12 protein-coding genes are annotated in these 12,259 nt (G+C 58.2%); 8 read left to right on the top strand and 4 right to left on the bottom strand.

The genetic code is table 11. The features are described from left to right. The first annotated feature begins 130 nt into the window (after positions 1-130). The 3 genes from ACZRMS_RS23190 (at position 131) to ACZRMS_RS23180 (ending at position 3,764) form a co-directional block, all read left to right on the top strand. Positions 131-760: a LysE family translocator gene (locus ACZRMS_RS23190; protein ID WP_463997243.1), complete on the top strand. Its 630-nt coding sequence runs from the start codon at positions 131-133 to the stop codon at positions 758-760. A gap of 236 nt (positions 761-996) precedes the next feature. Further along, on the top strand, positions 997-2,763 hold the full coding sequence (locus tag ACZRMS_RS23185; protein WP_463997242.1) for a DUF1302 domain-containing protein: 1,767 nt from the start codon (positions 997-999) through the stop codon (positions 2,761-2,763). Positions 2,764-3,041: 278 nt separating this feature from the next. Then, a complete protein-coding gene (locus tag ACZRMS_RS23180) occupies positions 3,042-3,764 on the top strand; it encodes a YiaD family glycine zipper/OmpA-like lipoprotein (RefSeq protein WP_048359190.1) in 723 nt (240 codons plus the stop codon). Between the two features lie 83 nt (positions 3,765-3,847). Here ACZRMS_RS23180 and ACZRMS_RS23175 read toward each other — a convergent pair whose 3' ends face one another. Beyond that, the gene (locus ACZRMS_RS23175) at positions 3,848-4,282 is read right to left on the bottom strand and encodes a Z-ring associated ZapG family protein (RefSeq protein WP_048359189.1); all 435 of its coding nucleotides are present in this window, start codon (positions 4,280-4,282) and stop codon (positions 3,848-3,850) included. Between the two features lie 139 nt (positions 4,283-4,421). Here ACZRMS_RS23175 and ACZRMS_RS23170 point away from each other — a divergent pair, with 139 nt between their 5' ends. The 3 genes from ACZRMS_RS23170 (at position 4,422) to zapE (ending at position 7,623) form a co-directional block, all read left to right on the top strand. Then, entirely contained in the window at positions 4,422-5,057 is a 636-nt protein-coding gene (locus tag ACZRMS_RS23170; protein WP_463997241.1) for an alpha/beta hydrolase, read from the top strand. Positions 5,058-5,081: 24 nt separating this feature from the next. Beyond that, positions 5,082-6,437 carry a tryptophan--tRNA ligase gene (locus ACZRMS_RS23165; protein ID WP_463997240.1) on the top strand — a complete coding sequence of 452 codons (1,356 nt, stop codon included), beginning with the start codon at positions 5,082-5,084 and terminating at the stop codon, positions 6,435-6,437. Positions 6,438-6,528: 91 nt separating this feature from the next. Then, on the top strand, positions 6,529-7,623 hold the full coding sequence (gene zapE / locus ACZRMS_RS23160; RefSeq protein WP_463997239.1) for a cell division protein ZapE: 1,095 nt from the start codon (positions 6,529-6,531) through the stop codon (positions 7,621-7,623). 71 nt (positions 7,624-7,694) lie between these two features. Here the strand turns inward: zapE and ACZRMS_RS23155 are convergent, their stop codons facing one another. The 3 genes from ACZRMS_RS23155 to ACZRMS_RS23145 form a co-directional block, all read right to left on the bottom strand. Next, complete coding sequence (locus ACZRMS_RS23155; protein WP_463997238.1) at positions 7,695-8,717, bottom strand: asparaginase; 1,023 nt, start codon at positions 8,715-8,717, stop codon at positions 7,695-7,697. A 131-nt stretch (positions 8,718-8,848) separates the two neighbouring features. Beyond that, positions 8,849-9,790, bottom strand: a complete 942-nt coding sequence (locus ACZRMS_RS23150; protein WP_463997245.1) for a GlxA family transcriptional regulator — start codon at positions 9,788-9,790, stop codon at positions 8,849-8,851. 252 nt (positions 9,791-10,042) lie between these two features. After that, positions 10,043-11,083, bottom strand: coding sequence for an NADP(H)-dependent aldo-keto reductase (locus tag ACZRMS_RS23145; protein ID WP_463997237.1), 1,041 nt, complete (start codon positions 11,081-11,083; stop codon positions 10,043-10,045). A gap of 246 nt (positions 11,084-11,329) precedes the next feature. Here ACZRMS_RS23145 and rplM point away from each other — a divergent pair, with 246 nt between their 5' ends. Together rplM and rpsI are read left to right on the top strand one after the other, a co-directional pair. Next, complete coding sequence (gene rplM, locus ACZRMS_RS23140; protein ID WP_048359182.1) at positions 11,330-11,758, top strand: 50S ribosomal protein L13; 429 nt, start codon at positions 11,330-11,332, stop codon at positions 11,756-11,758. A gap of 14 nt (positions 11,759-11,772) precedes the next feature. Beyond that, on the top strand, positions 11,773-12,165 hold the full coding sequence (gene rpsI, locus ACZRMS_RS23135) for a 30S ribosomal protein S9 (protein WP_003216038.1): 393 nt from the start codon (positions 11,773-11,775) through the stop codon (positions 12,163-12,165). Positions 12,166-12,259 lie beyond the last annotated feature (94 nt).

Genomic DNA, 12,259 nt, shown 5'->3' with positions numbered 1-12,259 from the left:
TTGATCATCATGAAGAAGCCTATGGCGACTCATCCGCTGCTCCAAATCCACTGAAGGTTACGGATTTAACCTGCTCGATTCAAATGAGAACGCCCCCTAACAGAAGAAACAATTTGTAATGGAGCCGTGCATGTACTGGACAGAATTTTTGACCGTTGCCCTGATTCACTTGCTGGCCGTGGCCAGCCCCGGGCCTGATTTTGCGGTGGTGGTGCGCGAAAGCGTGACCCACGGTCGCCGCGCCGGGATGTTTACCGCGTTTGGTGTGGGCACGGCGATTTTCGTCCACGTCGGCTATTCGCTGTTGGGTATCGGGATCATTGTGTCGCAGTCGATTGTGCTGTTTAACGCCCTTAAATGGCTGGCAGCGGCTTACCTGCTGTACATCGGGATCAAGGCCCTGCGGGCCAAACCGGCCGACCCTGCAGCCCTGGCGGCCGCGTTGCCGGTGGGTGAGCGCACGGCGCGCGGGGCTTTCACGTCGGGCTTTGTGACCAATGGGCTGAACCCGAAAGCGACGCTGTTTTTCCTGTCGCTGTTCACCGTGGTGATCAACCCGCATACACCGCTGTCGATTCAGGCCGGTTACGGCGTGTATCTCGCGGTCGCCACCGGTGTGTGGTTTTGCATGGTGGCCATGTTGTTCAGCCATCAGCGCGTACGCACCGGCTTTGCCCGCATGGGCCATTGGTTTGATCGCACCATGGGCGCGGTGCTGGTGGCGCTGGGTGTGAAGCTGGCGTTTACCGAAATGCACTGATTACAGTCTTGTAGCAGCTGCCGCAGGAACGAGGCAGCGTCCGGCGGCGGAGCCGTCGTAAACCTGAGGCTGCGGTCCACCTGTTAAACCGCGTACACAGGTTTTACGATTGCTTCGCAATCGCACGCAACCTTCGTTCCTCGGCAGCTGCTACGGGGATAGTTGGGTTCTTGTCAAATTCTGGTTTTGCTTCATCCTTGCGCACTTAAATGCAGTGTGCCCACGGAGAAGTATCGATGTCCTCAGTCAACCGGTTCTGGCGCCGAGCCCAACTGTCGCTGGCAGTCAGTCTCGTTTCGACGCTCTCCGGGCCCGCTTGGGGCGTAAGTTTCAACATTGGCGAAGTCGAAGGTCAGATCGATTCCGAGCTGTCCATCGGCGCAAGCTGGTCGACCGCCAAGGCCGATCGCAGCCTGATTGGCGCCAACAATGGCGGCAAGGGGCAGTCCGAAATCTCGGACGATGGCCGTCTCAATTTCAAGCGCGGCGAAACCTTCTCAAAAATTTTCACCGGCATGCACGGGCTGGAGCTGAAGTACGGCGATAGCGGCCTGTATGTGCGCGGCAAGTACTGGTACGACTTTGAGTTGCAGGACGACAGCCGCCCCTTCAAACCCGTCAGCGACAGCGGGCGCAAAGCCAGTGCGCAATCAGCCGGGGCGCAACTGCTGGATGCTTTCGTGTATCACAACTATGAGATCGCCGATCAGCCCGGCGCGGCGCGCCTGGGCAAGCAAGTGGTCAGTTGGGGCGAGGGCGTGTTTATCGGCGGCGGGATCAATGCGATCAACCCCACCGACGTGTCAGCTTATCGGCGGCCGGGCACTGAATACAAAGATGGCCTGGTGCCGGTCAACCTGTTCTATCTCTCGCAAAACCTGACTGACAATCTGTCGGCCGAAGCTTTCTATCAGCTCGACTGGCAGCAGTCAGAGGCGGACAACTGCGGGACGTTTTTCTCGCAGTCGGACGTGATCGCGGACGGTTGCAGCGGCAATTACCGGGTCATGAGCAAGCGCTCGGCGCTCGATGCGGCCGACCTTGCGGCGCTGAGCAGTGCGGGTGTCGATGTGAATGGCGAAGGCGTGCTGGTGCGTCGTGGCGCCAACCGCAATGCGCGCAACAGCGGGCAGTTCGGCGTGGCCATGCACTATGTGTTTGAGCCGCTGGACACCGAGTTTGGCGCCTACTTCATGAACTACCACAGCCGTGACCCGATCCTCAGCGCAGGCGCTGCGCCGCAGTCGGCCTATAACGCGGCGGCTGGTGCGGGCGGGCTGGCGCCGATGATCGTTGCCGGCAACTCCAGCTACTACGTCGAATACCCCGAAGACATCCGTCTGTATGGTTTGAGCTTCGCCACTACGTTATCCACAGGCACGGCCTGGAAAGGCGAGCTGAGCTACCGTCCCAATGCGCCGGTGCAACTCAACAGCAACGACTTGCTGTATGCCAATGTCACGTTGCTGCCCGGCCTTGCCGATGCCTCGCCGCTGACCGTGACCCCCGGAGCGGATGTTCAGGGCTATCAGCGCAAGGAAATCACCCAGTTCCAGACGTCGCTCACGCATATTTTCGACAATGCGATGGGGGCCAATCGCCTGACCGTGATCGGTGAGGTGGGCGTGACCCATGTGGGCGGTCTGGAGGGTACGTCAGACCTGCGTTATGGCCGTGACCCGGTCTTCGGCACCGAGGGTGACGACGGTTTCGCCACCACCACGTCCTGGGGTTACCGTGGCCGGGCGGTGTGGGAATACAACAGCGTATTGCCCGGTGTGAACCTCAAGCCCAATCTGGGTTGGTCCCATGACATCAGCGGCTATTCCCCCGGCCCCAACGCCAACTTCGAAGAAGGCCGCAAAGCCATCACCCTGGGCCTGGACGGTGAGTATCAAAACACCTACACCAGCAGCCTGTCGTACACCAACTTCTTTGGCGGGCGCTACAGCACCCTGAGCGACCGCGACTTTGTGACGCTGACGGTGGGCGTGAAGTTCTGACAGCGGCTGTATAAAACCCATACCTGCAGTGGGAGCTTGCTTGCCAGCGATGCAGTCGCCTCGGTTTGCCTGCAATTGTTATGCGCAGCAAGGCGACCAAAAAGTAATGGGGTTGGCGAGGGTCAGGGATTTGTGGGCATGCAATCGGGCGACTATGGTTTGTTGACTGCAAATGTCAGCGCCCAAAGGAATTTTTACCATTGGTCGTGTTCTAACGCCCATGAAGGTCTAATGCCTATGGCCTTTTGCCCCCAGAAAGATTGATCAGGAGCTTCACCATGTTCATTTCGCGTCGTTTGATTGTTGCTGCAAGTGCGGTTGCCTTGCTGGCCGGCTGCGCTACGCCCAACCCGTATGGCAACCAGGGCCAGGCTTCCTCCGGGACGGGCTTGAGCAAAACCGCTACCTACGGTGGTCTGGGGGCTTTGGCCGGTGCTGTGGCGGGTGCTGCCATCGACCACAATAACCGCGGCAAGGGTGCGTTGATCGGCGCCGCCGTGGCGGGCCTGGGTGCGGCGGGTTACGGCTATTACGCCGACAAGCAGGAAGCTGCATTGCGCGCCAGCATGGCCAATACCGGCGTTGAGGTTCAGCGTCAGGGTGACAACATCACCCTGGTGATGCCGGGCAACATTACCTTCGCGACCAACTCCGCCAACATCGCCCCAAGTTTCTATCAGCCGCTGAACAACCTGGCGAACTCGCTGAAGCAGTTCAACAACCAGAACCTGATCCAGATTGCGGGTTACACCGACAGCACCGGTAACTACAACTACAACATGCAGCTCTCGCAGCAACGTGCACAAAGTGTGGCGACCTACCTGACGTCCCAGGGCGTGAGCGGGCAGTACCTGTCGGTCAAGGGCATGGGCCCGGCTGACCCGATTGCCAGCAACGCAACAGCTGACGGCCGTGCGCAGAACCGCCGCGTGCAAGTCACCCTGGCACCGATCCCGGGCATGCAATACCAGCAGCCGGGTCAGGTTCAGCAGTACCCGTAAAGTCCACGTTGTAGCCACTCAACAAAAAGCCCCGCGATCCTTATCGATCGCGGGGCTTTTTGTTTAACGCTTTACCGGAGGAATTACTTCTTCAGGCCGTAATGCTCATCAAGCATACCGGGGGCGTTCGGGGTTTTCGGTGCGTAATCCAGCGGCGGCTCAGCGCTGCGCGGCGGGGTAATGCGCTCGCGATGCGGTTGTGGCGCGTCAGAGTGCAATGCCGCCAGCAGGCGTTGGCGAGTTTGCTCGTCCAGGGCCAAACGGTTGGCGCCCTCGGCGAGGTGGTCTTGCACGTCCTGATGGCTCTGAGTGAGTTTTTTCATCAGGTTGGCGGTGCTGTTGAAGTGGGTGACCACTTCACTTTGATAACTGTCAAAACGTTCCTGGATGTCGTCTAGCTGACGCTGCGTGCGGTTAGGCACGGCATTTGGCAGCAGACGAGCGACCAGAAAACCAATGGCGACACCGGCAACCAAGGCTAGAGTCGGCAACAACCAAATCAAGAGCGAGTGTTCCACGAGTCCTTCCTCTATAAACGGCTTTGCTTTACGTTAACGGCTCGGACCTGCGCTGTATACCGCGATGCACTCGCAAATATGTCAGACAGAATCTATCAGCTAGACGAGTCGACCCAATTTGAGGTCACGGAGTTCCTTCTTGCTTACCCGCGAAACCCCTGTAGTAATTGATGGCCCCGTCGGCCAACTGGAAGCCTTGTACCTTGATTCTGCTGAGCCAAAGGGCCTTGCGCTGCTGTGCCACCCGAATCCGGTGCAGGGTGGAACCATGATGAATAAAGTGGTTTCGACCCTGCAGCGCACCGCACGTGATGCTGGCCTGATTACCTTGCGATTTAATTACCGCGGTACGGGTGCCAGCGAAGGCAGCCACGATATGGGTTCTGGCGAAGTCGATGATGCACTGGCTGCCGCGAACTGGTTGCGCGCCAAACACCCTGAATTACCGATTACCCTGCTCGGCTTTTCGTTTGGCGGTTTTGTTGCGGCCAGCCTGGGCGGGCGGCTTGAGGCCCGGGGCGAGAACCTGTCGCGCCTGTTCATGGTGGCCCCGGCGGTCATGCGATTGCGTGACGAAGATGCCTTGCCCCACAACTGCCCGCTGACGGTTATCCAGCCCGAAACCGACGAAGTGATTGACCCGCAGCTGGTCTATAACTGGTCAAGCGCGCTGACCCGCCCCCATGAGCTGCTGAAAGTGGCAGAATGCGGACACTTTTTTCACGGCAAGCTGCCCGAGCTCAAAGAGTTGGTAGCGCCACGCCTTTCGAATTGATTGCAGCCTGATAAGCGATTAACCATGACCACTCGTACTCGTATCCTCACCGGTATCACCACCACCGGTACGCCGCACCTGGGCAACTACGCCGGGGCCATCCGCCCTGCGATCGTGGCCAGCCGTGACCCCAATGCCGACTCGTTTTACTTCCTGGCCGACTACCACGCCCTGATCAAGTGCGATGACCCGCAGCGCATCCAGCGCTCGCGTCAGGAAATCGCCGCGACCTGGCTGGCCTCGGGTCTGGATGTCGATCGTGTGACGTTTTATCGCCAGTCCGATATCCCGGAGATCCCGGAACTGACCTGGCTGCTGACCTGTGTCGCGGCCAAGGGCTTGCTCAACCGGGCTCACGCCTACAAGGCCTCGGTCGACAAGAACCTGGAAAACGGTGAAGACCCGGATGCGGGCATCACCATGGGGCTGTACAGCTATCCGGTGCTGATGGCAGCAGACATCCTGATGTTCAACGCCAACAAGGTGCCGGTCGGTCGTGACCAGATCCAGCACGTAGAAATGGCTCGTGACATCGGCCAGCGCTTCAATCACCTGTTCGGCAATGGCAAGGAATTCTTCGCCATGCCTGAAGCGCTGATCGAAGAAAGCGTGGCCACTTTGCCGGGCCTTGATGGCCGCAAAATGTCCAAAAGCTACGACAACACCATTCCGTTGTTCAGCAGCGCCAAAGACATGAAAAGCGCGATTTCGCGGATCGTCACCGACTCCCGTGCGCCGGGCGAAGCCAAAGATCCGGACAACTCGCACCTGTTCACCCTGTATCAGGCGTTCTCCACGGCTGAGCAGGCAGATGAGTTGCGCAGCGAATTGTTGCAGGGCCTGGGCTGGGGCGAGGCCAAAGAGCGCCTGTTCAAGCTGCTGGATGCCGAGCTGGGTGAGTCCCGCGAGCGTTACCACGACTTGATGTCGCGACCTGCGGACATGGAAGACATCCTTCTGGCCGGCGCCCAAAAAGCGCGTAACATCGCGCGCCCGTTCCTGACCCAGTTGCGTGAAGCGGTTGGCTTGCGCTCGTTTGTCAGCGCCGCCCAGGCCACCACCAACATCAAGAAAAAAGCCGTCAAGGGCCCGAGATTTGTCAGCTTCCGCGACGAAGATGGCAGCTTCCGTTTCCGCCTGCTGGCCGCTGATGGCGAGCAACTGCTGCTGTCGCGCAGTTTTGCAGATGGCAAAGCCGCCGGTCAGGTGACCAAGCAACTGCAGGCGGGTGAACCGCTGGATGTGCGCAGTGACGAGCTGAGCTTCAGCGTGTGGCTGGCCGACGCATGCGTGGCAGACAGCCCTGCGTTTGCCGATAGCGCAGCGCGTGACGCGGCGATCCAGGCATTGCGCCTGGCATTGGTCCCCGCTCAAGACTGAGAAAGTGCGACGTTTCGTCTCAGGTTTGATTGCCATTCCCCAGGGCCGTCGCTACAGTGGCGGCCCGTTTTTGTTGCCTTGCTAACGAATTATGACGCCTCTAGAACGATACCAAGCTGATCTGAAACGCCCGGACTTCTTCCACGATGCCGCACAGGAAAACGCTGTGCGCCATTTGCAGCGTCTTTACGACGACCTGGTTGCTGCTTCCCAGAGCAAGCCTGGCGTGTTCAGCAAGCTGTTCGGCAAAAAAGAACGTACGCCGGTCAAGGGCCTGTATTTCTGGGGCGGTGTGGGTCGGGGTAAAACCTACCTGGTGGACACGTTCTTTGATGCCTTGCCGTTCAAAGAGAAGGTTCGTACGCACTTCCACCGCTTCATGAAGCGCGTGCACGAAGAAATGCGCACCCTCAATGGTGAAAAGAACCCGCTGACCATCATCGCCAAGCGTTTCTCCGATGAGGCCCGGGTGATTTGTTTCGACGAATTCTTTGTTTCGGACATTACCGATGCGATGATTCTCGGCACCTTGATGGAGGAACTGTTCAAAAACGGCGTGACCCTGGTCGCGACGTCGAACATCGTGCCGGACGGTTTGTACAGGGACGGCCTGCAACGCGCGCGCTTCCTGCCGGCCATTGCTCTGATCAAGCAGAACACCGAAATCGTCAACGTCGACAGCGGCGTCGACTACCGCCTGCGTCACCTTGAGCAGGCCGAGCTGTTCCACTTCCCGCTGGATGAAGCTTCCGAGAAGAGCCTGCGTGAGAGCTTTAAAGCGCTGACGCACAACTCCACCCGGGCGATTGAAAATGACGAGCTGATCATTGAAAACCGCACCATTCGTGCACTTCGCACTTGTGATGACGTGGCCTGGTTCGACTTCCGCGAACTGTGCGACGGCCCGCGTAGCCAGAATGACTACATCGAGCTCGGTAAAATCTTCAATGCCGTTATCCTGAGCGGTGTAGAGCAAATGGACGTCAAAAGCGACGACATCGCCCGCCGTTTCATCAACATGGTCGATGAGTTCTATGACCGCAACGTCAAGCTAATCATCTCGGCTGAAGTCGAGTTGAAAGACTTGTACACCGGTGGTCGTTTGAACTTTGAATTCCAGCGCACTCTTAGCCGCTTGCTGGAAATGCAGTCCCACGAATACCTGACGCGGGCGCACAAGCCTTAGTCCAGCGCTGTATCAAAAGGCCTGCATTGCAGGCCTTTTTGTTTTTCAGGGGAGCGATACGGCGCGGGCTGTCATGTGTCGCTGGTTTTTATCCCCAGCCGTTGCAAGTGCTTGCTGGCTTCGCGGCCCTGGCCTGAGCCGATCAGCAGCCATATCAGAATTCGCGCCTTGTGCGGGCACAGAAACCCGCACATCAGTGCTCCGCGGTCGATCAAGTCCATTTCGCTGCCGATAAAACCGCAAGACGTCTCGGCGGTCGAGCCAGAGCCTGTTCGGGTGCCCACCAGGACCGGGATCTGCGTGGAGATCTGATCGATCAGGTCGGCCCACTCGAGACTCACATGGCCGGCCCCGAAAGCGCTCACGACCAGCGCTTCATACCCCAGGGCAAGTACGTGGTCCAGCAGCAGGGTGTCGGCGGACAGGGATGCTTGCAGGAACGCGACCTTGTGATGGGTTGTGCGGGGCAAAGGCAGGACCGTTCGGGGTGAAGGTTTGCGCAAATAGCAGATACGTCGCTCGACCAGTAGTCCTGCCGGGCCGAAAAGCGGGGAGCTGAAGGCTTCCAGCGCCATGGATGAGCTTTTTCGTACATGCTGTGCCTGATGAATCTGGTTGTTCATCACCACCAGGACGCCGCGCTTGCGGCTCTGCGTGTCGAGCGCAACCCTGATGGCATCCAGCAGATTGGCGGGGCCGTCTGCACTGGGCTGGACGAAGGCGCGCATGGCGCCTGTCAGCACCAGCGGCACGTCGCAATTCCATAACAGATCAAAGAAAAAGGCGGCTTCTTCCAGGGTGTCAGTGCCCTGGGTAATCACCACACCTTGTACACCGAGTTTGACTTGCTCCTGGGCCCAGATCAGCACCTCAAGCAATAAATTGAAATCCAGCGAGGCGCTGGGCGCCATGCACAAGGTTTCGATGTGGACATCCAGCTCCTCGTGCAGCTCCGCTATGCTGCTGAGCAGCGCTTCATCGCTGGCCGCAGGCGCCAACCCCGCTGCGGGCTGCGGTGGGCGGATGCTCACGGTTTCGCCCAAGGCGCCGATGGCAAGTATGGGCAGGGAAGTGTGGTTGAGTTTTTGCTGCATGGTGCGTACCTCCGCAGGGGGCAGGTAAAGCCTCTATACACGCCCCGTTCAGGGCGTTTTTTATCAGAGGCTTTTCAGGTACGCAGAGGAATAAGATGATTCCGTTTGATGTGTAGTCCATCGCTATGAATTTAAGCGATCTGCTTTTCGACGTACGCCGCCTGCTGAAACTGCTGGCGATACTGGTTCGGTGACAGCTCGGTGTGCTGGCGAAACAGCCGGGCAAAGAAGCTTGCGTCGTCATAGCCCACGTCGTAGCTGATGGTCTTGATGCTTTTGCGGGTGGCCGACAGCAGGCCCTTGGCCGTTTCTATGCGCAGTCGTTGCAGGTAGTGCAGCGGTTTGTCGCCCGTTGCCATCTGAAAACGTCGCATGAAGTTGCGAATGCTCATGCCGTGCTCGCGGGCAACGTCTTCGAAGCGGAACTTGTCGGCAAAGTGATCTTCGAGCCAGTGCTGGATTTGCAGGATGATCACATCCTGGTGCAGCTTCTGACCGCCGAAGCCGATGCGCCCCGGTGTGTAGTTGCGCTGCACTTCGTAAAGAATGTCGCGGGCCACGGCCTGGGCGATGTTGGCGCCGCAGAAACGCTCGATCAGATAAATATAAAGGTCGCAGGCTGAAGTCGGGCCGCCGGCGCAGTAGAGGTTGTCTGCGTCGGTGAGGTGCTTGTCCTGGTTCAAATGAATCTTGGGGTAGCGCTGGGCGAAAGTGCTGAAAAAGCGCCAGTAGGTCGTGGCTTCTTTGCCATCCAGCAGCCCGGCTTCGGCGAGCCAGAACACACCGGTGGCCTCTGCGCACAGGACGGCGCCGCGTGCATGCTGTTCACGCAGCCATGGAAGGACTTGCGGATAGCGTTGGCAGAGGGTGTCGAAATCGTCGCCAAAGGCCGGGAGGATGATGATGTCCGCGTCTTCCAGGCCGCCATCGACGGGGAGCAGCACATTACTGAAGCTGATCGCCGGTTTGCCGTCGGGGCTGACCAGGCGTGTTTCGAAGGTGGCGGTAAGGCCTTGGCCCAGTTGCTTGCCGTGACGCAGGCTGGCGAGATGAAAGAAATCCTTGGCATGCATCAAGGTCGAGGCGAATACCCGATCGATGGCCAAAATGCTGACGCGCCGCAGGGGCGTGGAGAGTTGATTAGACATATTTTTGATTATTCTTATAGGTGAAATTGGTCAACTTGCGGCTGGATCGTCTTATTTTTTTTCCTGTGTGTCTAGGGGGAGGGTACACAACCCCCTGTAGGCGCTGCCGAAGCACGATGGCTGCGACGGTTCAAAAGATCGCAACCTGCGGCAGCGCCTACGAGGGTTTTATTGGGGTCAAGGCGCCGGGTTTGGCTGCTCCTTGTGGATTGCTTCGATGCCGGCCAGCACTTCATCCGATAATTGCAGGGCGAAACTCGCGATATTGCTTTCGAGCTGCTCCATGGTCGTGGCACCAATGATGTTGCTGGTGACGAAAGGTTGTCGGGTGACGTAGGCCAGGGCCATTTGCGCCGGATCCAGACCATGTTCGCGGGCCAGGGCCACATAACGCTCGCTGGCAGCCACGGCCTGGGGGTTTGAATAGCGCGAGAAGCGGCTGTAGAGGCTCAGGCGGCCTTTTGGCGGCCGGGCACCGCCACAGTACTTGCCCGAGAGCATTCCGAACGCCAGAGGCGAATAGGCGAGCAGGCCGCACTGTTCGCGAATGGCGATTTCAGCCAAGCCGACTTCGAAGCTGCGGTTAAGCAGGCTGTAGGGATTCTGGATCGAAACGGCACGGGGCCAGCCACGGCTTTCGGCCAGTTGCAGGAACTTCATGGTGGCCCAGGGTGTTTCGTTGGACAGGCCGATGTGGCGGATCTTGCCGGCCCTGACTTGCTCGTCCAGTGCCTCAAGGGTGTCTTCGAGCGGGGTGAAGGTTTCGTCGGCGTTGTGCTTGTAGCCCAGCTGGCCGAAAAAGTTGGTGCTGCGCTCGGGCCAGTGCAATTGGTAAAGATCGATCCAGTCGGTCTGCAGGCGTTTGAGGCTGGCGTCCAGGGCTTGCACGATATGGGTGCGGTTGTGCTTGAGGTGGCCGTCACGAATGTAATCGATGCCATTGCCGGGGCCGGCGATCTTGCTGGCCAGTACCCAGTCGGCGCGATCACCCCGGGCCTTGAACCAGTTTCCGATGTAGCGCTCGGTGCTGGCGTAGGTTTCTGCCTTGGGCGGCACCGGGTACATTTCGGCGGTATCGATAAAATTGATCCCGGCGTTTTTCGCGTATTCGATTTGAGCGAAGGCTTCATTCTGGGTGTTTTGCTCGCCCCAGGTCATGGTTCCGAGGGCGATTGCGCTTACTTTCAGATTGGTTCGGCCTAGCTGGCGGTAATCCATCGGTGACTCCTTCGGGTAAAGAATCATAAAAGCAGGTTGTATTTTTTTTCGCAATCTGGATAATTGCCGACCTCTTTCTGCGGTGGAAGTGATGCGCCGCCCGCCGAAGAATCTTGCCGTTGAACGGACGCGCTGACCCGAGCCCCCGATAGCGTCTGTATCCGGCTGCCTTTGACTTGTCAAAGTACGCACTATTCAGTAAGATCCGCCGTCTAATTTACAGGGCGGCCCCTGAGGCTATAAAGAATGAAAACTTTTACTGCTAAACCGGAAACAGTTACGCGCGACTGGTTTGTCGTCGACGCTGCTGGCCAGACACTGGGTCGTCTGGCCACCGAAATCGCGAGCCGTCTGCGTGGCAAGCACAAGCCTGAATACACTCCGCACGTTGACACCGGTGACTACATCGTTGTTATCAATGCCGAGCAGATTCGTGTCACTGGCGCTAAAACCACTGACAAAATGTACTACTCTCACTCCGGTTTCCCGGGCGGGATTAAGTCGATCAACTTCGAAAAGCTGATCGCCAAAGCTCCTGAACGCGTGATCGAGACCGCGGTTAAAGGCATGCTGCCTAAAAACCCGCTGGGTCGCGACATGTACCGTAAGCTGAAAGTCTATGCGGGCGCTGTACACCCTCATACTGCTCAGCAGCCCCAAGAACTGAAGTTTTAACGGAATAGTTCATTATGTCGGCGACTCAAAACTACGGCACTGGCCGTCGTAAAACCGCAACCGCTCGCGTTTTCCTGCGTCCGGGTACCGGTAACATCTCGATCAACAACCGCACTCTGGAGAATTTCTTCGGTCGCGAAACTGCCCGCATGGTAGTTCGTCAGCCGCTGGAACTGACTGAGACTGTCGAGAAATTCGACATCTACGTCACCGTGATCGGTGGTGGTGTAAGTGGTCAAGCTGGCGCAATCCGCCACGGTATCACTCGCGCACTGATGCAGTACGACGAAACCCTGCGTGGCGCTCTGCGCAAAGCTGGCTTCGTTACTCGCGATGCTCGTGAAGTTGAACGTAAGAAAGTCGGTCTGCGTAAAGCGCGTAAGCGTCCGCAGTACTCGAAGCGTTAATTCGCAGCTTCGTTCAAAAGCGCCCAGTCTCCTTCGGAGCTGGGCGTTTTTTATGGGTGATGATTTCTTGATGTGACAACTTGCCACATCCAGC

The sequence above is a fragment of the Pseudomonas sp. B424 genome, assembly GCF_055408345.1.
This window is presented reverse-complemented; position numbering and strand designations above follow the sequence as displayed.

Coding starts and splice junctions, on each gene's coding strand:
- ACZRMS_RS23190 (WP_463997243.1), top strand. CDS start 131: ATGTACTGGACAGAATTTTTGACCGTTGCCCTGATTCACTTGCTGGCC.
- ACZRMS_RS23185 (WP_463997242.1), top strand. CDS start 997: ATGTCCTCAGTCAACCGGTTCTGGCGCCGAGCCCAACTGTCGCTGGCA.
- ACZRMS_RS23180 (WP_048359190.1), top strand. CDS start 3,042: ATGTTCATTTCGCGTCGTTTGATTGTTGCTGCAAGTGCGGTTGCCTTG.
- ACZRMS_RS23165 (WP_463997240.1), top strand. CDS start 5,082: ATGACCACTCGTACTCGTATCCTCACCGGTATCACCACCACCGGTACG.
- zapE (WP_463997239.1), top strand. CDS start 6,529: ATGACGCCTCTAGAACGATACCAAGCTGATCTGAAACGCCCGGACTTC.
- ACZRMS_RS23155 (WP_463997238.1), bottom strand. CDS start 8,717: ATGCAGCAAAAACTCAACCACACTTCCCTGCCCATACTTGCCATCGGC.
- ACZRMS_RS23150 (WP_463997245.1), bottom strand. CDS start 9,790: ATGCATGCCAAGGATTTCTTTCATCTCGCCAGCCTGCGTCACGGCAAG.
- ACZRMS_RS23145 (WP_463997237.1), bottom strand. CDS start 11,083: ATGGATTACCGCCAGCTAGGCCGAACCAATCTGAAAGTAAGCGCAATC.
- rplM (WP_048359182.1), top strand. CDS start 11,330: ATGAAAACTTTTACTGCTAAACCGGAAACAGTTACGCGCGACTGGTTT.
- rpsI (WP_003216038.1), top strand. CDS start 11,773: ATGTCGGCGACTCAAAACTACGGCACTGGCCGTCGTAAAACCGCAACC.